20 protein-coding genes are annotated in these 22,712 nt (G+C 71.1%); 7 read left to right on the top strand and 13 right to left on the bottom strand.

Going from position 1 to position 22,712, the window contains the following annotated elements; translation table 11 throughout:
• Position 1: 1 nt before the first annotated feature.
• Complete coding sequence (locus LXT23_RS15475) at positions 2-880, bottom strand: 5-oxoprolinase subunit C family protein (protein WP_253980936.1); 879 nt, start codon at positions 878-880, stop codon at positions 2-4.
• Complete coding sequence (locus LXT23_RS50120) at positions 880-2,166, bottom strand: LamB/YcsF family protein (protein WP_267146694.1); 1,287 nt, start codon at positions 2,164-2,166, stop codon at positions 880-882. The genes LXT23_RS15475 and LXT23_RS50120 overlap by 1 nt, the downstream gene beginning before the upstream one ends.
• 385 nt (positions 2,167-2,551) lie before the next feature.
• On the opposite strand from LXT23_RS50120, the gene LXT23_RS15455 reads away from it, so the two are divergent.
• Positions 2,552-3,688, top strand: coding sequence for an aminotransferase class V-fold PLP-dependent enzyme (locus tag LXT23_RS15455; protein WP_253980935.1), 1,137 nt, complete (start codon positions 2,552-2,554; stop codon positions 3,686-3,688).
• A gap of 3 nt (positions 3,689-3,691) precedes the next feature.
• On the opposite strand, the gene cysK is transcribed toward LXT23_RS15455, so the two are convergent.
• Positions 3,692-4,615, bottom strand: a complete 924-nt coding sequence (gene cysK / locus LXT23_RS15450; protein WP_253980934.1) for a cysteine synthase A — start codon at positions 4,613-4,615, stop codon at positions 3,692-3,694.
• A 48-nt stretch (positions 4,616-4,663) separates the two neighbouring features.
• Positions 4,664-5,509: a serine O-acetyltransferase EpsC gene (epsC, locus tag LXT23_RS15445; protein WP_253980933.1), complete on the bottom strand. Its 846-nt coding sequence runs from the start codon at positions 5,507-5,509 to the stop codon at positions 4,664-4,666.
• 149 nt (positions 5,510-5,658) lie between these two features.
• On the opposite strand from epsC, the gene LXT23_RS15440 reads away from it, so the two are divergent.
• Both LXT23_RS15440 and LXT23_RS15435 read left to right on the top strand, forming a co-directional pair.
• On the top strand, positions 5,659-6,552 hold the full coding sequence (locus LXT23_RS15440) for an Fpg/Nei family DNA glycosylase (protein WP_253980932.1): 894 nt from the start codon (positions 5,659-5,661) through the stop codon (positions 6,550-6,552).
• A gap of 4 nt (positions 6,553-6,556) precedes the next feature.
• Positions 6,557-8,206, top strand: a complete 1,650-nt coding sequence (locus LXT23_RS15435; protein WP_253980931.1) for an AMP-binding protein — start codon at positions 6,557-6,559, stop codon at positions 8,204-8,206.
• 41 nt (positions 8,207-8,247) lie between these two features.
• Here LXT23_RS15435 and LXT23_RS15430 read toward each other — a convergent pair whose 3' ends face one another.
• Positions 8,248-10,095, bottom strand: a complete 1,848-nt coding sequence (locus LXT23_RS15430) for an AMP-dependent synthetase/ligase (RefSeq protein WP_253980930.1) — start codon at positions 10,093-10,095, stop codon at positions 8,248-8,250.
• A 64-nt stretch (positions 10,096-10,159) separates the two neighbouring features.
• Between LXT23_RS15430 and LXT23_RS15425 the strand changes: the two genes are divergently transcribed.
• Entirely contained in the window at positions 10,160-10,888 is a 729-nt protein-coding gene (locus LXT23_RS15425; protein WP_253980929.1) for an AraC family transcriptional regulator, read from the top strand.
• A gap of 56 nt (positions 10,889-10,944) precedes the next feature.
• Here LXT23_RS15425 and LXT23_RS15420 read toward each other — a convergent pair whose 3' ends face one another.
• The 4 genes from LXT23_RS15420 to LXT23_RS15405 form a co-directional block, all read right to left on the bottom strand.
• On the bottom strand, positions 10,945-11,430 hold the full coding sequence (locus tag LXT23_RS15420) for a TfoX/Sxy family protein (RefSeq protein ID WP_253980928.1): 486 nt from the start codon (positions 11,428-11,430) through the stop codon (positions 10,945-10,947).
• A gap of 19 nt (positions 11,431-11,449) precedes the next feature.
• On the bottom strand, positions 11,450-12,238 hold the full coding sequence (locus tag LXT23_RS15415; RefSeq protein ID WP_253980927.1) for an endonuclease/exonuclease/phosphatase family protein: 789 nt from the start codon (positions 12,236-12,238) through the stop codon (positions 11,450-11,452).
• Between the two features lie 86 nt (positions 12,239-12,324).
• The gene (locus LXT23_RS15410) at positions 12,325-12,687 is read right to left on the bottom strand and encodes a hypothetical protein (RefSeq protein WP_253980926.1); all 363 of its coding nucleotides are present in this window, start codon (positions 12,685-12,687) and stop codon (positions 12,325-12,327) included.
• 142 nt (positions 12,688-12,829) lie between these two features.
• Complete coding sequence (locus LXT23_RS15405; RefSeq protein ID WP_253980925.1) at positions 12,830-13,759, bottom strand: LysR family transcriptional regulator; 930 nt, start codon at positions 13,757-13,759, stop codon at positions 12,830-12,832.
• Between the two features lie 71 nt (positions 13,760-13,830).
• Here LXT23_RS15405 and LXT23_RS15400 point away from each other — a divergent pair, with 71 nt between their 5' ends.
• Complete coding sequence (locus tag LXT23_RS15400; protein ID WP_323378968.1) at positions 13,831-15,207, top strand: MFS transporter; 1,377 nt, start codon at positions 13,831-13,833, stop codon at positions 15,205-15,207.
• Between the two features lie 58 nt (positions 15,208-15,265).
• Here the strand turns inward: LXT23_RS15400 and LXT23_RS15395 are convergent, their stop codons facing one another.
• Together LXT23_RS15395 and LXT23_RS15390 are read right to left on the bottom strand one after the other, a co-directional pair.
• A complete protein-coding gene (locus LXT23_RS15395; RefSeq protein WP_253980924.1) occupies positions 15,266-17,023 on the bottom strand; it encodes a hypothetical protein in 1,758 nt (585 codons plus the stop codon).
• Between the two features lie 148 nt (positions 17,024-17,171).
• The gene (locus LXT23_RS15390; protein ID WP_253980923.1) at positions 17,172-18,722 is read right to left on the bottom strand and encodes a hypothetical protein; all 1,551 of its coding nucleotides are present in this window, start codon (positions 18,720-18,722) and stop codon (positions 17,172-17,174) included.
• Between the two features lie 305 nt (positions 18,723-19,027).
• On the opposite strand from LXT23_RS15390, the gene LXT23_RS15385 reads away from it, so the two are divergent.
• Both LXT23_RS15385 and LXT23_RS15380 read left to right on the top strand, forming a co-directional pair.
• Positions 19,028-19,738, top strand: a complete 711-nt coding sequence (locus tag LXT23_RS15385; protein WP_253980922.1) for a DUF2339 domain-containing protein — start codon at positions 19,028-19,030, stop codon at positions 19,736-19,738.
• 1 nt (position 19,739) lies between these two features.
• On the top strand, positions 19,740-20,411 hold the full coding sequence (locus LXT23_RS15380) for a hypothetical protein (RefSeq protein WP_253980921.1): 672 nt from the start codon (positions 19,740-19,742) through the stop codon (positions 20,409-20,411).
• On the opposite strand, the gene LXT23_RS15375 is transcribed toward LXT23_RS15380, so the two are convergent.
• Positions 20,395-21,411, bottom strand: coding sequence for a serine/threonine-protein kinase (locus tag LXT23_RS15375; protein ID WP_256560819.1), 1,017 nt, complete (start codon positions 21,409-21,411; stop codon positions 20,395-20,397). The genes LXT23_RS15380 and LXT23_RS15375 overlap by 17 nt on opposite strands.
• Positions 21,412-21,477: 66 nt before the next feature.
• Positions 21,478-22,638, bottom strand: a complete 1,161-nt coding sequence (locus LXT23_RS15370) for an oxygen-binding di-iron domain-containing protein (RefSeq protein WP_253980919.1) — start codon at positions 22,636-22,638, stop codon at positions 21,478-21,480.
• Positions 22,639-22,712 lie beyond the last annotated feature (74 nt).

Here is a 22,712-nt window from a genome sequence, read left to right as displayed (position 1 = left end):
CTCAGCGAGCCACGGTGCGGACGCGGTCCACGTGCAGTCGCCACGCCTCGCGCGCCTCGTCGCCACTGACGGCCTGGAAGCGCACGGATGCACCCGGCCGGCGCGCGCACAGCCGGCCCCAGTCCGCGCGGATGACGGTGGCGATGAGCGGATAGCCGCCCGTCGTCGGATGGTCCGGCCCGAGCACGATGGCCTCGCCGGACAGCGTCACCTGGATGGCTCCGCGCACCATGGGCCGGGAGGTACCCGCGCCCTCGTCACCGTGCGCCAGTCGGGGTCCGCTCAGCCGCATCCCCACGCGGTCGCTCGTGGCGGAGACGGTGAAGGTGCCGGTCAGCAGTGAGGACCGCGTTGCCTCGCTGAAGCGCTCCGGGTCCGGGCCCATCGTCACGCGGATGGGCGCCTCCACCGACAGTGCCTCCCCCACGTCCAGCGGCTCCGCCGTGCCTCCCCCGTCCCCCAGGGGAACCGAGTCCCCGGGGCGCAGCATGCGGCCCTCCTGTCCACCCAGCCGCGCCACCAGCAGCGTGCCCCGGCCCCCCAGCACCTCCGGCACTGCGAGCCCACCGTCCACCGCCACGTACCGCACGCTCAGCTCCGACGGCGCGGGCACGGTGAAGGTCTCTCCCTCGGCCACGGCGAAGGCACGTCCGTCCACCGACACCCGTGCGCCCCGTCCGCGCGCCCGCACCTCCAGCCTTCCGATGCACTCCACCGCCGCCGTCCCCCACGCATTGCCCACCGCGCGGTTGGCCAGGGCCAGCAGCTCCGGCACCAGCGGTCCGCCGGGTGGCACGCCATGGTGCATCCGTCCCGGCCTCCCCGCGTCCTGCACGGTGGCCGGGCCTCCCACACTGACGATGTCGAGCCAGCCCGCCATCACTCCACCCGCTCGAAGCGGACCCGCTCTCCGAGCTGCAACACCGCGCCCTGGTCCGGAGTGAAGGCCGTGAAGTCCAGCGCCGTCCCGATGAGGTTCCACCCACCGGGCGAGGCGAACGGGTACACCCCCGTGCGCCCACCCGCGATTCCCACCGCCAGCGCCGGCACCCGCGTGCGGGGCGTAGCCAGCCGGGGCACGGCGATGCGCGGGTCCACCTCGCCCAGGTACGCGAAGCCCGGCAGGAAGCCCACGCACCGCACCGTGTAGTCGCGCGCCGCGTGCAGCCGCGCCACCTCGCCCGCCGCCAGCCCCGAGCGCGCCGCCACCGCCTCCAGGTCCAGCCCGTCGTAGCGCACGCGGATGGTGGTGGGCGGCCTCGCGTCCGGGGAGGCAGGCGCCCGCAGCAGCCGCGCCAGCGCCAGCCGGGGCTCCTCGGGCGGCGCGTCCGGGTCGAAGTACACGCAGGCGTGCTCCTCGGAGACGACGGCGTCCACCACGCGCGGCAGCGCCGCCAGCGCCTCGCGCACGGCCCGTCGCTCCAGGCCCTCGGGCAGCGCCAGCCGCAGCGCGCCGTCCCCCAGCGGCTCGGCGGGAAGGGCCAGCGCCTCCAGCGTGGCGCGCACCTCACCCGCCAGCTCCACCGCGCCCGGCGTGTCCCCATGCACACAGAGGGTGTCCACGGTGCCGCCGGTGACCAGCCGCACGGTGTTCTCCCGCGCGCGCGCCGGCTCGGTGAGCACCGCGCCGGGCTGTCCCCGGGGAATGAGCGAGCCATCCGGCCGCGTGCCCCGGTCCGCGAAGCCCTCGCGCGCATAGGCCAGTCCCGCCGCCCGCGCCGCGTCTCGCAGCGCCCCCGCACCCGGGCCGAGGAGGGTGACGTCACGGCCCATCGCCTCCACCACACCTGCCACCACCGCGCGCGCCAGGGCCGGGGACGCATTCGCCGCGTGGTAGAGGGCGCCATGCGGCTTGGCGTAGCGCACCGGCACGTGCTGCAGGGACGCCAGCCGGGCCAGCCGCGCGCACTGCCCGGCCACCTGTCCCCGCAGCACCTCCGGCGTGACGTCCAGGGCGCGCCGGCCGAAGCCCTCGCGGTCTTCATAGGAAGGGTGAGCCCCGGCGCGGGTGCCATGGCGGGCGCACAGCTCCAGCGCGCGGCGCATGGATGCGTCGTCCCCCGCATGGCCACCGCAGGCGATGTTGGCCACGTGGGCGAGCGTGTAGAGCTGCTCGTCCTCCCCGGGCAGCTCACCCAGGTCGATGTTGAGGAGGCACTCCGTCATGCGTCGCACGCTACGCGAGGCGCGTCCCAGGCGCAGCCTTCCCCACCAGGGAGTCCGCGCGGGCCGACAGTCAGCGCCGGTTGGAAGTCACACGCGCCACCCCGGGGCAGGGGCCGGATAGCACCGGGATGGCACGTGCCCCAATCGTGTAACCAAGGAACCACGACTGAGGAACTTCCAATGGAGATACGCCGGAGGGGTATTTTCCGGGCAATTTCACCGGTCACTTTTCGCTCACCCCGGGTCGCCCGCACACCCGAGCCCACCCGGCCGGCGGGCACCGCGACTCACCGTGAGGTGGAGGCCTGTGCCGGGGGTGTACGCCCGGAAACGCCTCGCTGAACGAGGACCGTCGGGGGCGGGACGCACGGCTACACTCGCCGGCATGACGCGCTCGCTCGAGTCCTACCGCGCCCTGTTCCCCGTGCTCCAGGAGCAGCTCTACCTCAACCATGCCGGCGTGGCGCCCACCAGCCTGCGAGCGGCCGAGGCCGTGCGCGGGTGGATGGACGACCTCGTCTACCACGGCATCAAGCACGAGCGTGGCTGGGAGGCCCACTGCGAGCGGGTGCGCGCGCTGGCCGCCCGGACGCTCAACGCCGAGCCGGGGGAAATCGCCTTCGTGCGCAACACCAGCCACGGCCTGGGGCTGGTGGCCGAGGGGCTGGACTGGAAGCCCGGCGACGAGGTGGCCGTGGCCTCCGCGCTGGAGTACCCGTCCAACGTCTACCCGTGGCTGCACCTGAAGGACCGCGGCGTCACGGTGCGCGAAATCGAGGCGTCCTTCGGCGGCGTCACGCCCGAGGCGGTGGCCGCGGCCCTCACCCCGCGCACGCGGCTGGTGGCGGTGTCCTCCGTGCAGTTCGCCACCGGCCACCGCACGGACCTGGATGCCATTGGCGCCCTGTGCGAGCGCGCCGGCGTCCTGCTCTGCGTGGACGGCATCCAGAGCGTGGGCTGCATCCCCGTGGACGTGAAGAAGAGCCGCATCCACTTCCTCAGCGCGGACAGCCACAAGTGGATGCTCGGCATCGCCGGCATCGGCGTGCTGTACGTCGCGAAGCAGGTGCTGCCCCGGCTGCGCCCGGTGCTGGTGGGCTGGCGCAGCACCACCGACGCGTGGAACTTCAACCGCAGCCACTTCGAGCTGCGCCCCGACGCCGGCAAGCTGGAGGAGGGCAGCGCCGCGTACACCGGCATCTACGCGCTGGGCACCGCGCTGGAGCTGCTGCAGGAGGTGGGGCTGGACGTCATCGAGGCGCGCATCCGCGAGCTGCTCGCCAGGCTGGAGGAAGGGCTGCGCGTCTTCGGCTGCGATGTGGGGCCCGCGCCGGAGCACCGTGCGGGCATCCTCACCTTCCTGCCGCCGCAGGGCGAGGCGCGCCCGCTCGGCGCCTGGCTCGCCGAGCGGAACGTCGCCCACTCCGTGCGCCGCGGCCGCATCCGCCTGTCGCCCCACTTCTACAACCTGCCCGAGGAGATGGACCGGCTGGTGGAGCTGGTGCGGACGTACCGCCGCTGACGGCTACTGCTGGGCGGGGAAGAGCGTCTCGATGGAGAGATAGCGCTCGCCCGTGTCGTAGCAGAAGCACAGCACGCGGCTGCCGTCCGGCATCTCGCCCAGCTTCTGACTCACGGCGGCCAGCGCGGCGCCGGAGGAGATGCCCACGAAGATGCCCTCCTCGCGCGCGGAGCGGCGGGTGAACTCGAAGGCGTCCTCCTCGTTCACCTGGATGGCGCCGTCGAGCGCCTCCTTGTGGAGGTTCTTCGGGATGAAGCCCGCGCCGATGCCCTGGATGGGGTGCGGGCCGGGCGCGCCGCCGCTGATGACGGGGGACTTCACCGGCTCCACCGCGAACACCTTCAGCTTCGGCCACTTCTTCTTCAGCTCCTCGGCGCACGCGGTGATGTGGCCGCCGGTGCCCACGCCGGTGATGAGGTAGTCCAGGCCGTCCGGGAAGTCCTTGAGGATTTCCTGCACGGTGGTGCGGCGGTGCACCTCGATGTTGGCCTCGTTCTCGAACTGCTGCGGCATCCACGCATTGGGGACCTGGGACACCAGCTCCTGGGCGCGGGCGATGGCGCCCTTCATGCCCTGGGCTCGCGGGGTGAGCTCGAAGGTGGCGCCGTAGGCGGCCATCAGGCGGCGGCGCTCGATGCTCATGGAGTCCGGCATGACGAGCACCAGCTTGTAGCCCTTCACCGCGGCCACCATGGCCAGGCCAATGCCAGTGTTCCCGGACGTCGGCTCGATGATGATGCTGTCCTTCTTGAGGATGCCGCGCTTCTCCGCGTCCTCGATCATGGACAGGGCGATGCGGTCCTTGATGCTGCCGCCCGGGTTGGCGCGCTCGAGCTTCATGTGCACCGTCACGCGGGACGGGAACAGCCGGTTGATGCGCACGTGCGGCGTATTACCGATGGTGTCGAGGATGCTGTTCGCCTTCATGTCATGGGCCTCGTCGGGTGGGGCTGCGCAGGGGTGTGGCGGTTCACATCAGATATGGAACTCGAGTGCGTCCAGGGTGCCATCCGCGCCGCGGGGACGCACTTCGCTGCGGCGGGTAACGACGGACTGCGAGGGGACGCTCTGCGTGAGCCAGGCGTTGCCGGCGATGATGCTGCCCCGGCCCACCACCGTCTCACCGCCGAGGATGGTGGCGTTGGCGTACACCACCACGTCGTCCTCGATGGTGGGGTGGCGCTTCTTGTCCGCCAGGCCCTTCTCCACCATCAGGGCGCCCAGCGTGACGCCCTGGTACAGCTTCACGTTGTCCCCGATGAGCGTCGTCTCGCCGATGACGACACCGGTGCCGTGGTCGATGACGAAGCGCCGGCCGATGGTGGCGCCGGGGTGGATGTCCACGCCGGTGCGCTGGTGGGCGTACTCGGTGAGCAGGCGCGGCAGCAGCGGGAAGCCCAGGGCCTGGAGGGCATTGGCCACGCGGTAGATGGCGATGGCGTAGAAGCCCGGGTACGTGAGGATGACCTCGTCCACCGTGCGGGCGGCGGGGTCGGCCTCGAAGATGGCCTGGGCGTCCTGGCGCAGCCACTCGTAGAGGCCCGGCAGCCGCTCCATGAAGCGCGCGGGCAGGGCCGGGTTGATTTCGGGGTACAGCGGGGCCAGCGTCTCGCGGATGCGGTGGAGGCTGGCCTCCACGGTGGTGACGTCACGGCGGACGGCGGCGGCCGTACACTCCAGTCGCTCGGCGAAGTGCGGGAAGAGCAGGCCGAGCACCTGCCCGACGAACTCGGGCGCGGCGCGGCGCACGTCTGGAGGGAAGCAGTGGCGCTGCCGCGCTTCGAGCAGGGCCGCGACCAGCCTGGCGTTGGAATCGTCCATGAGCCTCCTCATTTAACGCGTTGCATGTGCGGGGAGCACGGCTGGAATTTATTCCCGCGACCCAGGAGACACATGTAGGACAGGAGGCCGTCCGGGCAGCCGGCAGTGCCGAGGGTGGCGGGTGGGGACGCTTCACGTTACCTGGGGGGATGCCTGAAGGTCACAGCATCCACCGGGTTGCCCGCGTCCACCGCCGCTGGCTGGTTGGACGGCGCTTCACCGTGGACTCACCGCAGGGGCGCTTCGCGGAAGGGGCGCGTGTCCTGTCGGGCCGCGCGCTCACCGCCGTGGAGGCGCACGGCAAGCACCTGTTCCACACCTTCGAGGGCGGCGTCCGGCTGCACATCCACCTGGGCCTCTTCGGACGCATCCGCCACTTCCGGAGTGGGGCGCCCCCGGCCTCGGAGGCCTGCCGGCTGCGGCTGGCGTCTGCCTTCGCCACGCTGCACCTGTCCGGGCCTTCGGCGTGCGAGCTGCTGGAGCCCGACGAGGAGGCCGCCCTGCGCGCGAGGCTGGGCGAGGACCCGCTGCGCGCGGACGCTTCCCCCGAGCGGGCCCTGGCGCTGCTGCGGCGCTGCCGGGGGCCGCTGGCGCTGGCGCTGCTGGACCAGTCCCGCGTCTCCGGGGTGGGGAACATCCTTCGCGCGGAGGGGCTGTTCCTCGCGGGCCTGCCGCCGCTGATGCCGGCGTGTGAGCTGGACGAGGCCGGCTTCGTGCGACTGTGGGAGGCGCTGCGGCGGATGCTGGAGGACGGGGCGCGCGACGGCCTCGTCGTCACGCCCGGGGCACCGCCGTATGTGGCGGAAGCGCCCGGACGCAAGCGCGAGGAGCGCTTCTGCGTGTACAGCCGGGAGGGGCTGCCGTGCCCCCGGTGCGGCGCGAAGGTGCGGCGCCAGGAGCTGGGCGGGCGGGGCCTCTACTTCTGTGCGGGGTGTCAGGGCGTGGACGCTGCGCCGCGCGTGGGCCGTGGGCGCAAGGCGTCCCGGGCGGACACCTCCCGTGCCTCGGCGCTTGCCGCGCGGCGACCGACGGCGGGACGATGACGGCATGACCGACGCCCCGCTTCCTTCCTATCTCCACGGCACCAGCTCCACCCCGCTGCTCGGGGAGACGATTGGCGAGAACCTGCGCCGCACCGTCGAGCGCCATGGAGACCGGGAGGCGCTGGTGGTCGCCTCGCAGGGCTACCGGGCCACGTACCGTCAGCTCTGGGACACCACGACGCAGGCGGCGCGGGGCCTGCTGGCCCTGGGAGTCCAGAAGGGGGACCGGGTGGGGCTCTGGTCGCCCAACCGCTTCGAGTGGGTGGTGGTGCAGTACGCCACCGCGCGCCTCGGCGCCATCCTCGTCAACCTCAACCCCGCCTACCGCACCTCCGAGCTGGAGTACGCGCTCAACCAGGCCGGCGTCAGCGTGCTGCTGCTGGCTCGCGGCTTCCGGCAGACGGACTACAAGGCCATGGTGGAGGAGGTCCGCCCGCGCTGCGCCGGCCTGCGCAAGTCCCTGGTGCTGGAGGACGACTGGCAGCAACTGCTGTCGCTGGGCAAGGACGTGGGCGAAGCCACCCTGGCAGAGCGCGAGGCGTCGCTCCAGTTCGATGACGCCATCAACATCCAGTACACGTCAGGCACCACGGGCTTCCCGAAGGGCGCCACGCTGTCGCACCACAACGTGCTGAACAACGGGTTCTTCATCGGCGAGGCGCTGCGCTACGGCCCCGAGGACCGCGTGTGCATCCCCGTGCCCTTCTACCACTGCTTCGGCATGGTGATTGGCAACCTGGCCTGCACGAGCCACGGGGCCACGATGGTGATTCCGGGCGAGGCGTTCGACCCGCTGGCGGTGCTGGAAACGGTGCAGGCGGAGCGCTGCACCTCGCTGTACGGCGTGCCCACCATGTTCATCGCCGAGCTGGACCACCCGCGCTTCGGCGAGTTCGACCTGAAGTCGCTGCGCACGGGCGTCATGGCGGGCTCGCCGTGCCCCGTGGAGGTGATGAAGCAGGTGCAGTCGCGGATGCACATGCGCGAGGTGACCATCTGCTACGGCATGACGGAGACGTCGCCGGTGTCCACGCAGAGCGCGCTGGATGACCCGCTGGACAAGCGCGTGTCCACGGTGGGGCGCGTGCATCCGCACATCGAGGTGAAGATTGTCGACGCGGACACGGGCGCGGTGGTGCCACGCGGCGCGCCGGGCGAGCTGTGTACGCGCGGCTACAGCGTGATGCTGGGCTACTGGGAGAACCCGCAGGCCACCGCGAACGCCGTGGACGCGGCGGGGTGGATGCACACCGGCGACCTGGCCACGATGGACGCGGACGGGTACGTGAAGATTGTCGGCCGCATCAAGGACATGGTCATCCGGGGCGGCGAGAACATCTACCCGCGCGAGGTGGAGGAGTTCCTGCACACGCACCCGGGCGTGAGCGAGGCGCAGGTCATCGGCGTGCCCAGCAAGAAGTACGGCGAGGAGGTGATGGCCTGGGTGAAGCCGAAGCCGGGCGTGACGCTCACGCCGGAGGAGCTGACGAAGCACTGCGCGGGCCGCATCTCCACGTACAAGGTGCCGCGCTACTGGAAGTTCGTGGACGCGTTCCCGATGACGGTGACGGGCAAGGTACAGAAGTTCCGGATGCGCGAGCTGTCCGTGGCCGAGCTGGGCCTGGAGGACGCGGCGGCCATCAAGACAGCGTGAGTGGGGCTCGCGTCAGGCCAGCCCCGGTCCGAGGCACTCGTTCAGTGCGGCGACTCCGGGGCCCCGTACATCGACTCAATCAACGCCGCGTGCTTCCGAACGACCGTGTGGCGCTTGACCTTCAGCGACGCCGTGAGCTCGCCACCGTCCACCGTGAACGGACCGGGTGACACACGAAACGTCTTGATGCGCTCGAAGGACGCCAGGCCCGAGTTCGCTTCCGCGACGAGTGTCTGCAGGACCTCGTGGATTCGCGGGTGCGCCGGATCCGCGGGAATGCCCTCGCGCCGAGCCACCTCGGCGAGTATCTCCGCGTCGAGCGCAAACACGGCCGTACAGTAATTCCGCCCCTCGCCAATCACGACCGCCTCCTGGACGAGCGGGTGTCGCTTGAGCAGTGCCTCGACCTTCAGCGGCGCTACGTATTTTCCACCGCTCGTCTTGAGCAGCTCCTTCTTCCGCCCGGTAATCCGGACGAACCCCTCCGAGTCGATGGAGCCGAGGTCTCCCGTCCGGAACCAGCCGTCGTCATCGAAGGCTTCAGCCGTTGCATCCGGGCGATTCCAGTAGCCTCGGGAGATGTTCGGCCCGCGAGCAAGGAGCTCACCATCGGGCCCCACCTTGAGTTCGCACCGCTTGAACGGCCTCCCAACGGTCCCTGGACGCACGTTCTCTTTGCGATTGACGGTCAAGCCAGGGCACGTCTCCGTCAGTCCGTAGGCTTCCAGGACGGTCAGACCCAAAGAGAGAAAGAACATCTGTACGTCTACGCGGAGCGCAGCGGCTCCCGAGAGAAGAACGGAAGCGTTGTCCAGACCCAGGCGAGCGCGCAGCTTCGCCAGCACGAGGCGGTCCGCCAGCCTCCGCTGAGCTTCCAGCAACACCGGCAGCGACTTGCCGGCAGCGCGACGGGACGCGACCTGCCCCCCCACGCCCAGGGCCCAGTCCAAGACCCATCGTCGCAACCCCTGCTCGCTCTCGATGGCGCTCGTGATCTTCGCCATCATCTTCTCGAAGACACGCGGAGCCGCCGGGAAGAACCCCGGGCGCGCAGCGAGGAGATCCGCTGCCAGCGTGGGCACCGACGACATGACCAGCGGCGCGCCGAAGAACGGACCCGCGAACTCCACCATTCGCCCGAAGGAGTGCGCAGCGGGTAGGAAGAGAAGCAAGCCGTGCGTGAGCACGGTGTCATCCAACAGCCTCGCGTCGGCGACGTCTTCGAGCATCGCCAACATGTTGTCGTGGGTTTGAATCACCGCCTTCGGGGCTCCGGTGGTTCCCGAGGTATAGGTGAAGGTCGCGACGTGCTCGCGCCGGATCAGCGACGCTCTCCGACGCAGCTCATCCTCCAGCGCTGCTCGGCGGGCGCGACCCCGGGCCTCGAGGCTCTCCAGGCTCTCCCAATCGTCCGCGGGAGCGAGACCGGCCGGATGGATGACCACCACCCTCGCTCGGGCGCCGAGCTCGGCCGGCGAGTAGCGCCTTTCGAAGAACGTGAAGCCCTCTCGAAAGGCTCGCACCTTGGCGAGCTGACTCGCGTCATCCACGATGATGAGCTGTGCGGCGGTGTCCACGTGCATGTAGCCGACCTCTTCCGGCAGCAGGCTCGCGTAGACAGGGACCGTCTTGAGGCCGACGCTCAGTGCCGCGAAGTCGACGAGACACGACTCCATCGTGGTGTTGCCGACGATGGTGATGCACGCGCCGTCGTCCACCGGACCGGCGCTCAGCAGCCCCGACGCGATGGCTTCGATGCGCGGGAGCAGCTCCGACCAGGGGACATCGACATAGGCGTCGTCCCGTCGCACACGGAATGCGACGCGATGCGGCGACGCGAGCGCCCGGTCGAGAATCATCTGGGAAAGGGACGGGTGTTCATCGGCCATGGGGCCTCCTCTGAACGCACCAAGCTACGTGCGGCGCATCGTCCACGCTTGTATGATTCTGCATATGCAGAGCCACTTGTTGCTGGGCGGAGGCAGAGCGCTGTACGTCGGCCGCTTCCACGAGCTACCCAGGCATCGGTTCGCCGCCAACGCCGTGCTCGTGGGGCTCGATGATGCGTTTGACCTCGTCGAAGGCGACGGCCACGTCGAACAGCACGAAGCCGCCTTCGTGCGTGGGTGGCAGTGGCATGCGCTCGACTTTCATGGCGGACGCGCAGCAGTGTTGTTCCTGGAGCCGGGCGCGGGACTCAGCCAGCGGGTCGACGCAGGCGCGTTGCGCGCAGCAGTCGAAACGGCCCTCGCTACGCGAAGGTCAGAACCCTGGACCGAGCTCTTCCAGAACGCCCTGAATCTAGGACCCTGTCCGCTGACGGTCGACGCACGCATCGCTCGCGTCGCTGCGTTTCTTTCCACACCCGACGACGAACCCTCCGATGCGGTGGTGCTGGCGCAGCGGGTGGGGGCCTCCACTTCCCTCGTCGAACATCGCTTCAGAGAGCAGGTCGGCGTCCCGGTGGGCGCATTTCGCGCCTGGCACCGGATGCAGGCGGCCACCGCGCTCGCACTCAAAGGCCGAAGCCTCACCGAAGTCGCGCACGCCGCGGGCTTCTACGACTCGGCCCATTTCTCCCGACTGTTTCGCGGGATGTTCGGCCTGCCGCCCTCGAAGGTCTTCACCCATGGCCTCACGGGCGCCGTCTTCGAAGCACGAGGCTCCAAGCAGCATCGATGAATCGGCCGCTGCGTTCTGGTGACGTTCGACCCGTCCGCCGCGGAGACGGAGGAGCGTCAGCGGCGTGAAGCGGGCTTGCGTGCGGTCTTCTTCGCGGCGGTGCGCTTCTTCGCCGGAGCCGCCTTCTTCACCGCGGCCTTCTTCTTCACTGGAGCCGCCTTCTTCGCCGGAGCCGCCTTCTTCACCGCGGCCTTCTTCTTCGGCGCCTTCTTGAGCGCGGCGCGCTGGGCCGCGTCCACCGCCTTGCGCGCCCAGGGCAGCAGCGCATACGCGTCATCCGCCGTGTCCGCCGGCGGAGTCCAGTAGCTCGTCTCCAGCGGCTTGCCGTCGGTCTCGAAGACGAGGGGCCGGCCCCCACCGGCCTGGAAGTCCGCCTTGGTGACGTCGTCCGTCTTCAGGAACAGCTGCCCGTCCGAGACGACCGCGAACATCCGCCCGCCGAACCACAGCCCCCAGGCACCGAACATCCTCCGCGACTGCACGGGCCCCAGTTTCTCCAGCAACTCCACCGTGTACTCCACGAAGCTGTCCGTGCGGGCCATGGCCCCTCCTTCCGAAGAATCAGCGGAACGTCGCCACCAGCGGGTTGTGGTCGGACAGCTCGCCCACGTCAATGACCTCCGCCGAGACGAGCCGCTCCGCCATCCTCGGTGACGCGAAGACATAGTCCGTGCGGTAGTCAATCGTCACGCCGCCCCGGTTCCGCCTCGCCGTCACCCACTTCGACGAGGCCGGCCGCTCCGGCAGCGTGTCCACCCAGCCGTACTCCTCCACGTCGTCGATGACGTCGAAGCGCGGGGGATGGCTGAACTTGTCCGTTCCCGCCCGGCGCAGCCGGTCTCCCAGGTCCACGGGATACGGGTCCTTGCGCGACAGCGAGTTGAGGTCTCCGGCCAGCAGGTACTGCTTCTCGCGGAACTCCGTCGCGTCCAGCAGCGAGCGCAGGTAGCGCGCCTCCACGTACCGCAGCTTCTCGTGGTGCGCATCGAAGTGCGTCCCGAACAGCGTCACCGGGCCATTCGCCTCGATTTCACACTGCACGATGCAGTGCCCCAGGAAGTGCCGGTTGTTGTGCACATTCACGGAGCGCAGGGGCGGGCGGCTCACCACGGCCACGTGGTAGCAGCGTCCGCTTCCTCGCGAGCGGGACTGTCCCAGCACCTGGTGCGCGTCGTCCTGGGGCACCCCCAGCGCCTCGGCCACCCGGCGCAGGCGCCCGCCGTCGTCCCAGCCCAGGCACTCCTGGAGCACCAGCACGTCCGGAGACTGCCGGGCGAGGAAGTCGACGATGGCGTCGAATCGCTCCTCGCCCCCCTGCAGGACATTGAACGTCATCACCTTCAACGACATGGGGCCTCGCGTGGCTGTCGGCGCACGCACCATACCCGCGGGCGAAATGACGTGTGCACGTCATTCCGCGGCCCCACCCCCCGCGACTACGGCGTGGAGGACACCGAGTCGTCGCAGTCCGGCCCCTCGCACCGGCCGGCACAGAACGCCTGGCCGGGGTATGACATCGCGATGGTGCACTCGGTGCCACCCGTGCACGTGAGGAGCTCTCCACACAGGGTGCTCTCGTCCACACAGCGCGCCTGGGACACGCCATCCAGGGTGAACGAAATGCAGCTCAGGTCCTGGGCGCACTGGGGCAGGCCCACGCCGCACTCCTGCGCCTGGCCGAGCGACTGCCCGTCACGCAGGGCCAGCCGCCCCTGCCGCAGCGTGTCCTCCTCTTCCGAGCCACAGGCCGCCAGGGCCAGGACCGCCAGGCAACCCGCCACCGCGTTCTTCCAGTTCATCGGTGCTCCCTCGAGTGAGTGACGCCCTGGACCCACAGCAAGGCGCGGACCAGTCCGCCCTCGCCGATATTTCGCACCCTTGGAGTGGGGCCACGCCAACGCCCACTCGGAACTCCTCGGAATTCTGAGAGGAGCGACAGATTCACGACGGGCCCCCACCGCGCTTCTTCGCGCCCCAGGGCTCGGGCATGGCGCGGACGCTCTCCACGATGAAGGCCTTCATCGCCCGCGCCGCCGCAGTGAGGTAGCCCTCGCCTCGGTGCACCAGCGCCACCTGCCGCTTCAGGCTGCCTCGCACCAGCGGCACCACGTCGAAGCCCCGCGACTGGTGGTCTCGCGCCATCAGCTCCGGCACCAGCGCCACGCCCAGCCCGCGCTCCACCATGCGGCGGATGGCCTCCGCGTTGTCCGTCTCCAGCACCAGCTTCGGCGTCACCCCGCGCGCCTCACAGGCCGCCTCCAGCGCCCGCGTGCCGCTCATCCCCGGGATGACCACCCATGACTCCTCCACCACGTCCGCCAGCGCCACGGGCTTTCCCAGCCGCGTCAACCGGTGCCCGCGCGGCACCGCCAGCACCAGTCCCTCCTCCCACAGCTTCTGCGCCACCAGGTCCGCCCGGCGCACCGGCAGCGTGAGAATCGCCACGTCCAGCGCGCCCCGCGCCACGCCTTCCTCCAGCGCCGCGGCCATGCCCTCGCTCAGCCGGGGCCGCACCTCCGGGTAGCGCTGCGCGAAGGCGGGGATGATGTCCGGCATCAGGTACGCCCCCACCGTGTGCAGCGTCCCCAGGGACACCATGCCGCGGGGCGTGCTCGACAGCCGGTCCAGCTCCGAGGTGCCCGCGGAGAGCGCCTCCAGTGCCCGCCGGGCGTGGGGCAGGAAGCGCTCCCCCGCGTCCGTCAGCACTGCCCCGCCTGGGGTGCGGACGAGCAGGCGCGTGCCCAGCTCCGCCTCCAGGGACTGGAGCTGGCGCGACAGGCCGGACTGGGACAGGCCCAGTCCGAGTGCCGCGAGGGAGAGGCGGCCCTCCTGGGCCACCTGGAGGAAGGCCTTGAGCTGTTCGGTCGTCATGCGGTTTCCGCAAGCAGTCTATGCGGAAGATGCGGTTTCCGCATGGCCGGCAGGGGCGTACACGTAGAGGCATGGATGGAAGCGGCTTGACGGTGGAGCCCCTGGCCACCGCGCGCCCGGGCACGGCGCGGCGGATGGCCACCGGGGCGGTGTTGCTGGCCCTGGTGGTCAGCGCCTTCGAGGGCACGGTGGTGACGAGCGCCATGCCCACCATCACCCGGGAGCTGGGCGGCCAGCACCTCTACTCGTGGGTGTTCTCCGCCTTCCTCTTCGCCTCCACCGTGGGCGTCCTCATCTCCGGCAAGCTGGCGGACCGGCTGGGCCGCAGGCCCGTCTTCTTCGGCGGCATGGGGCTGTTCCTGGTGGGCTCGGCGCTGTGCGGCCTGGCGGACTCCGTCCCCGCGCTCATCGCCTTCCGCGTGGTGCAGGGCCTGGGCGCGGGCGCCCTCCAGCCCACCACGCTCACCATCAGCGCGGACCTCTACACCCTGCGCGAGCGCGCCGCCGTGCAGGGCCTGTTCACCGGCGCCTGGGGCGCGGGCAACGTCGTGGGCCCGCTCATCGGCGGCTGGCTGGTGATGCACGCCTCGTGGCGCTGGGTGTTCCTGGTCAACGTGCCCGTGGGCCTGTTCGCCGCCGCGCTCTTGTACCTGTCCTACCGCGACCCGCCGCGCCGCTCGGACGTGAAGCTGGACCGGTGGGGGCCGCTCCTGGCGGGCACATCCGCGGCGCTGCTCCTCTTCTCCCTGGAGCCCGGCCACGCGCAGGGCCGGTGGCTGTGCGTGCTGGGCGCGGTGGCCGTGGGCGCGGCGCTGGTGCGCCAGCAGCGCGCGTCCGCGTCGCCGCTGCTGCCCGTGGAATTGCTGAAGGACCGCACCGTGCTCAGCGGCGTGGCGGGCGGCATCGCCGGCGGCGCGCTCTTGTACAGCATGGCCGCGTGGGTGCCCCTGTGGATGACGGAGCAGGGCGGCCACTCGCCGCTGGGCGCGGGGCTGGCGCTGTTGCCCATGCTGCTGGGCTGGTCCGTGGGCTCCACCTTCGGCGTGAAGCTGCTGGTGCGCGGCGGCATGCGCCTGAGCGCGGGCGTGGGCTTCGCGGTGGCGGCGGCGGGCGCCGGAGTCCTCTCCCTGTCCGCCGCGCTCGGCTGGGGTGTGCCCGCCGCGCTCGTGGGGCTGGGCATCCTGGGCCTGGGGCTGGGGCCGGCCGCGAGCACCTCGCTGATTGGTCCCCAGTCCCGCGCACCCTGGCACCACCGGGGCATCGTCACGAGCAGCCTCTACGCCACGCGCCTTCTGGGAGGCTCGCTGACGGTGGCCCTGCTGGCGCTCGCGCGGGGCCACTTCGCCATCCAGTTCGCCATGGCGGGCGGCATCGCCGCCCTGGTGGCGCTCATGCTGGCGGTGGCGGCACCGGGCCGGATGGAAGGCATGGCGACCTCCGGCCGGTGAGCCGGAAGCGGGCAGGGCCGGCGGGACACGGTGCCCACCGGCCCTGGACGACGGTGGCTCAGGGCCCCGCGTCCGGAACGCTGAGCAGTCCGGAGACCGTCGGCGCCCGGGCGTTGACGTCCCGGTCGGTGAGCGTCAGCGGCCTGTCCGAGACGTCGTAGCCCGGCGAGTGGATGGCAGCCACGAGCAGGTAGTAGTGCTCGCCCGCGGTGAGGACGCTGGACGGCAGCCGCACGGAGGTGGCCCTGCCGTCCACGTAGAGGGAGGCCGCGTCCCGGGTGACGAACGACGTCTCGTCGACGCGAGCGAAGTACACCAGTCGCAGCACGTACGCGTCCGGTGTCCCGGTGGCCGGCGGCTGCCACGTCACGACATGGGGGCCGAGCGGAAGGGGGCGGTTCTCGTACGCATCCGTCCCATCCACCCTGAGCGCGCGGGGCGGCCGGATGCGCGGGGCCATCGGCCCCTCTGCCAGGCTGGAGGCCCGGTCGGCGACGAAGATGTTGGCCGAGAGGAGGACGGGATGCCCGGGGAACTGGAACGGCAGCTGGAAGGACGTGGACGCAAAGCCCACCAGGCCCCAGCTGGACGGGAAGGGGTTGCCGTAGAGCAGCGTCGCCTGGACATTGGACGTCTCCCCGCGGGGGCGGACGAGCGAGAGCAGCTCGCCCGAATACCCCACCCAGCCCTCGGGTGGGCCGTGCGCGGCGGGCCGGAGGTAGAAGCTGGACGAACGTGGGGTGGCGTCCGGATGCACCTCGGCGGCGAGCGCCGCGAACTCGGACACCCTCCAGTCGAACGGCAGCTCGTTCATGGGCAGCGCGGAGAGCGTTGCCTGGACGGACAGGGGCGCGGTGCCGTCATAGGAGAGCGGAGGCAGGTGCGCGGCACGCACGGCCGTGCTGTAGCGCTGGACGCCGCCGTCGGGCACCGGGCCCAGGTCAAGGTCCCGGGGAGACATCTGCAGCACCCAGGCCCGGTCCCCGCGCGCCGCCTCGAACACGGGCACCGGCCCCACCATCGCGTTGTCGAAGACCACGGTGTTCTCGCGCACCGTGACGTCTCCATCCTCGGCGTTACCGAGGGTGAGGTACGTCGCGAAGTCCACCTCACCGGAGACCAGCTGGATGCTCGTGGAGGGGTTCTCCTGGGTGACGGGCAGGGAGCTCCGCCAGGGCTCCAGCCCGCTCAGGTCCACGTTCGCCACGTGGCTCCCCCCATCCCTCAGGGTGACGGGGCCTGCATCGGCGCGGCCCAGGAAGTTGACGCTCAGGTCCAGGGTGCGCGCGTCGGTGACGATGAAGGAGGTGCCCACCCTCGCGTAGTAGGGGGTGTCCAGCGGCACGTCCGGGAAGGCGTACAGCCCCGGTCCGCTCTCGGCGCCCGGGACGGGGACGAAGCGGTCGCCGTCCACGACGAACAGCTCGACGGGGTCCTCGGTGAAGTCCGCCGGCACCTCCTCCACGCCGCTGGCGTTCCGGTAGCGGTAGAACCGCCGGATGCGCACCGTGTCGTCCGGAGGGCCCGCGTCGACGCCCGCATCTGTCCCCGCGTCCGTGCCCGCATCCGTGCCCGCATCGGAGCCCGCATCCGTCCCCGCATCGGAGCCCGCATCCGTCCCCGCGTCGGTGCCGGCATCCGTGCCCGCGTCCGTCCCGGAGTCCACCGGGCCCGTGCCCGAGTCGGTGCCCGCGTCCACCACCGTGCCGCCGTCCGGCTTCGGCTCGGGGTCGTCGGAGCAGCCCAGCCAGGTGGTGCACAGCAACAGCGAAAGCAATACCAGACGCCAACCCGGCAGGTGTGTCCCGGTGTTCATCGTTTCCCCTCCTGATTCGGTCCCCCCGCCCACGGCAGCTGCGGGCACGAAACCATAGCGGCCCGGGTTGCCTGTGAATACGGGGAGGTGTCTGACAATCCGAGGGCCGGTGGGAAGTGCTTCCCACCGGCGCCAGGGACTCCAGGTGTTACTGCGCGGGCACGGTGAGCAGGCCGGAGACGGTGGCGGCGGTGCTCTGGGTCACCACGTCGGAGATGAGGAACGGCTTCCCCGTCGGGTCGTAGCCCTCCGCCCGGATGGCCCCGACGTCGATGAAGTAGTACTGACCCGGCTGCAGCACGTCGGCGGGCAGGCGGACGGAGGTGGCGTCACCATCCAGGTAGAACCCGAAGGCCGTGACGGTGGTACGGAACTCCGCGTCCCCCCGCATCTGGCGGACCCTCACGCGATAGGCGTCCGGCGCCCCGGCCGCGGGGTGACGCCAGCCGATGACGTGAGCCCCGGTGGTGAAGGTGCGCGCGGTATAGCCCTCGGCTCCGTCCAGGGTCAGCTCCCGGGGAGGAAGGAGGCCCGGGCGGAGCGGTCGGCCCGTGAAGCGTGAGGCCTCGTCGGACACGTAGAGGCTCCCGGTGATGATCCGCTCGGGCTCCCCGGGGATGGTCGCCGGGACGGTGAAGGTGTGGGAGAGGCCGCCGACCAGGCCCCAGGTGGAGGGGGAGGGATTGCCGAAGGTCATCGGCACGGTCACGTCCGAGGCCGAATTCCGGGCCAGATAGACGTTCAGCAAGTCACCCGAGTACCCGACCCAGCCATTGCGTGTGCCATGGGCAGCGACGAAGACGGTGAAGCTCGAGGTCCGGAGGGTGGCCTGGGGGTGCACCTGGCTGGCGAGGTTGGCGAACTCGGAGACCTTCCAGTCGAGGGTGAGCTGCTGCTGGGGCAGCGGCTGGAGCGTGCCCTGGAGGACCAGCGGGGTGTCGCTGGACGTCGAGAAGGGAGGCAGGTGGAGGCCACGGCTCGCCCCGTGGTAGCGCTGGACCTGGCCCGCGGGCGGCGTCCCCCACTCCCGGGAGGATTGCTGCACCAGCCAGGCCCGGTCTCCCCGCTCCGCCTCGAACCGGGGCATCGACCCGATGGTGACGCTGGCGTAGTAGATGCCCTGCTCCCTCACCGAGGTCGCTCCACTGGTCATGTCGAGGCCGGGAGACACGTCCGCCACGTGGCCCCGCTCCTCGGAGATGAGCTGGAGCGCGTCGGAGGGGTTGTTCAGGCCGATGGGGCCCGACCGCTGGTACCAGGGCTCCAGCCCGTCCAGCTCGAGGTCCACCCTCGGTTCCACTTCCAGCTCCTGCCCGTCCGGCCGGCCCAGGGAGTTCGTGCTCACGTCCAGGTCGCGGTTGCGCGTGACGATGATGTTGGTGCCCCACCGCACGTAGTACGTGCCGTCGGGCACGTCGGTGAACAAGTATTCCCCCGCTGCGCCGGGCGCGCCCGTGAAGGGAACGAGCGCCTCTCCCTGCTCCACGAACAGCTGGACGGGCTCTTGCGTGAAGTCCTCCGGCCGGGGCTCGGTGAACCCGCTGGCCGTGAGGTTGCGGCGGAAGCCCTTGACGCGCACCTGGGTGTCCTCCACGCCGGCATCGGGCGTGGGGGTGGGCGTGGGCTCATCGTCGGAGCAGCCCAGCCAGGTGGTGGTGCAGAGCAGGAGTGGAATGAGACTCGAACGCCAGTTCAACATGAATTGCCTCTCAATTCAGCGAGACGGGGACGACGCCGGTCCCCTGTGCACTCAGCAGGCCAATGACAGATGCCACACGAGTGCATGACTCGCCGAGTCAGACGTTTTTTCCCGAAATGGAGCGCAAATCTTGGACACCCGCTGTGCAGTGATTGGGACATGCCTGTGCGCTCCGCTGCACACCCCTGCACAACCCCCCTGCACGACAAGTTGCGCAAACCCGCCTGCCGCCGTGCGTCATGGGTTGGCAGGGCGGCTGCAATCAGGGCTCCTCCACGCGCAGTCACAGGCGAGGGAGGACTCGGATGAACACGGTGTCGACGAAGTGGGACGTGCGGGTGCTGGGCAGCGTGGGGGCGGGGCTCTTGGCGCTGGCGGTGGTGTTCCTTTGGAGAGATTTGCAGGTCCCCCGGGAGCTGCTGCTCGCGGTGGCCGCGGCCGTGGCGGCGGGCGTGGCGCTGCTGGACGTGAGCCGGGTGCAGCGGCTGGCGGGCCCCGTCCTCGTGCTCGGCTGCGCGGTGGCCGGAGGCCTCTGGTATGCCGCGACGAAGGAGCCGATGCTGCTCGTGGGCCTCGCGGCGACGCTCGCCGTGGCCGCGGTGACGCTGCTGCGCTCGCGTCCCGGGGCGGACGGCCCCCGGGACCGCGTCCAGGACGCGCTCGTCTGGTTCGGCCTCAGCGCCGCGGTCATCGCCGGCTCCTGGGCCTTCTACTTCCACTTCCTCACGCTGGGCATCGCCGAGGACAACGTGGCCCGCCGGCTGGTGCTCACGCTGGGGTGGCTCGTCGTGGGCGTGGCCCTGGTGCTCACCGGCCGCCAGCGCGGCACGCCCGTCATCCGCGACGCGGGCTTCGCCTTCGTCGCCATCGCCGTGGGCAAGGCCCTGGTCTACGACACCATGCACCTGCACGGCTCGCTGCGCGTGGTGGGGCTGGCCGCCGCGGGCGCGCTGATGCTGGGCGCCGCCTGGCTGTCCTCCCGGGCTCCGGCTCCGGCCACCGTCCGGAGCCGCTGACATGGGGCCCCTGCTCTCCCTCTCCAGCGCCCTGTGGCTGGCCATGGCTCCCACGGGGACCTGCTGGGCGCCGTCGGACCAGACCGCGGGCTGGAAGCGCGTGGAGCTTCCCTCCGAGGCGCCCGCGCTCGCCGCACCCGAGGACGTGGACCAGTTCCGCGTGGGAGAGCCCGCGCGGCTGCGGGAGTCCGACCCCCGTGCGTACGTGGGCGCAACGAAGACGAGCCCCGGCCGCATGGCCTATACCTTCCGCGTGCCGCCCGGCACCACGCGGCTGGAGGTGGCCTTCCTGGAGCCCCTGCGTGGCGCCAAGGTGGACGCCACCGCATCCGCCGGGGCGCGCGCCTTCCCGCTGCTGAGCGAGCGTCGGCAGCCGGGCGCCTCGCTGGTGCTGGAGTGGTCCGCGGCGGACGTGGACGGCGTGGTGGTGGAGGTGCACCACCACCTGCGCGAGCGGCCCGTGGTGCGCGCGTGGAGCAGCGCCCGGAGCCTCTGGCCGGAGAGGGAGGCCTCCGTGCCCGCGGCCTTCAAGGAGCCGCGCGCGCTCTACTTCCTGCACCCGGGCGGCGGGCGCTACGTCACCCTCTGCCAGGCGCCAGGGCGCGGCCTCATGCTGTCGCGCTGGCCCTCGGAAGGGGCTCCCGCGCCGGTGGCCCTCACGCGGGTGCCTTGAGCACCCGGGGCCACAGCTTCGCGAGCGCGGAGCGCAGCGCCGTCGCGCTGGGGTAGCGGTCCTCGGGCCGCTTCTCCAGCAGCTTCAGCACCACGTGCTCGAACGGCTCGGGCACGCCGGGGCACAGCGTGCGCGGCGGGACGGGGGGCTGCTGCACGTGGAGGAACATCAGCGGCACCGGCTGCGAGTGGCGGAAGGGGAGCTGTCCGGTGAGCAGCTCGTAGGCCACCACGCCCAGGGCGTACAGGTCCGTGGCCGGTGACACCGGAGGGCTGCCCATCACCTGCTCGGGCGCCATGTACTCCGGCGTGCCGAGCACCGCGCCCTGGGCCGTGGTGCCCGCCACGTGCGTGCTCCGCGCCAGGCCGAAGTCCATCAGCTTCAGCACGCCCGTGCGGGTGATGAAGAGGTTGGCGGGCTTCACGTCCCGGTGCAGCACGCCGCGCCCGTGCGCGTGCTCCAGCGCCACGGTGGCGTGGGTCAGCCAGCGCAGGGACTCGGCCAGCGAGGGGCGCCGCGCCGCCAGCCGCTGGCGCAGGTCCATTCCCTCCAGCAGCTCCATCGTCAGGAAGTGCCGCTCCCCGTCCGCCCCCGCCTCGAAGACGCGGAGGATGTTGACGTGCTCCAGCCCCCGGACGTGCTCCACCTCCTGGCGGAAGCGCGCCACCAGTGCCGCATCCGCGTGCGGCACCGCCAGCAGCTTGAGCGCCACGCGCACGTCCCGCCGCAGGTCGGTGACTTCATAGACGGTGGAGCTGCCCCCGGCGCCCAGCCACTTCTCCACGCGGTAGCGGCTGGCCACCACCTGTCCTGGCACCAGCCCGCGCACCACCGCCGCCGGCAGCGGCGTGGCAATTCCCTGTAGGAGCGTGCCGTGCGGAGACACCGGGGTCAGCGGTCGAAGCGCCTCCGCCAGCAGCTCCTCCGGCGGAGGTGTCGAGGGCGGTGGCGCGGCCTGCCCGCGCACGGGCTCCACCGCGGCTCCCTCCAGCAACGCCAAGTCAGCGGTCTCATCCTCCGGCGAGCGCACCGCACCCTCCCTCCGTCACCTCGGGTGGACATGGCTTCACGTGTCCAGCAGGGACACGTGCGACATGGCCCCGGCGCCCTCGATGTCCAGGTGGGGGGTGGGCAGGTTGTATTCGGCGGCGGCGCTGGTGGCCTCCACCATGATGGGGCCGGCAATCTCCGGCGGCTCGCCATGGCACAGCAGGTCCACCACGTGCTCCAGCGTCCACTTGCCCAGCCGGCTCACCACCAGCCGCGTGCCGTCGAACTTCGACGTGTCCGACAGCTCCTGGCTGGCCGCGAGCTTCACCGCCACCGAGTCGCCCAGGTAGCCGCGCGCCAGCGACAGCACCCGCTCCAGCACCGCGTTCCAGGCCTGGAGGTGGGTGCGGTCCTGCGCCTCGTCCATGATGTCCAGGCCCACCTGCAGCCGCTCCATGCGCTCCAGGAACTGGTGCACCAGCGGGCCCCGGATGATGCGGCCGTGCTGGGGCGCAATCATCTCCACGGCCGGCGTCAGCTTGCGGATGGCGGCCACCGCGCGCACCAGCGCCGCGTTCACCGGCATGTAGATTTGATGGAAGGCGCGGATGCCGGCCCAGTCGGACTCGTCCGCCCACAGCCCCCGGGCGCTGGAGTCGGTGAGGCCGCCGAACAGGTCACCGGTGAAGAGCACCCGCGTCTGCGGGTCATAGAGCATCACCGCGCCCCGGAAGTGGCAGAAGGGCGAGGGCACCGGCAGCAGCGTGTGGCCGGTGGGGATGCTCAGCCCCTGGGCGAACTTCTCCGTGGGGATGAAGCGGTTGCGCGGCAGGTTGAAGTGGACGATGAGCCGCCAGGTGTCCTCCGAGCAGAGGATGCCGGCGCGGGGCGCATAGCGGGCGCTGATGATGCTCGAGGACGAGCCCACGTCCGGGTCCTGGTGGTTGATGAACATGGCGGACAGCCGGTCCATCCCGCCGATGAGCGTCGTCACCTTGGTGTGGATGGTGGAGAAGTCGCTGCTCGAGCCCGGGTCCACCAGGAGGTTGAACTCCGCGGGCCGCTGCGTCTTCGCATTCGTGCCGCGGAAGCGCCGCAGGTAGGGGTTGGCGTAGAAGATGCCGCCCGGCTCTCGCTTGCCCACCCAGAAAGTCTCTGGGGCAATCTCCACGGGCACCAGGCGGAGGTCGGGGGACTGCGGGCTCGGGCTGGTGGTGGGGGCTTCGGTGCTGCTCATGGGCTCGGCGTTCCTTCGCGCGGGGGGGATGTGGCCCGTCCGCCCTAGCAAGCCGCGCGCCGCCGGACACTGCC

This window comes from Pyxidicoccus xibeiensis (assembly GCF_024198175.1).
Taxonomy (GTDB): domain Bacteria; phylum Myxococcota; class Myxococcia; order Myxococcales; family Myxococcaceae; genus Myxococcus; species Myxococcus xibeiensis.
This window is presented reverse-complemented; position numbering and strand designations above follow the sequence as displayed.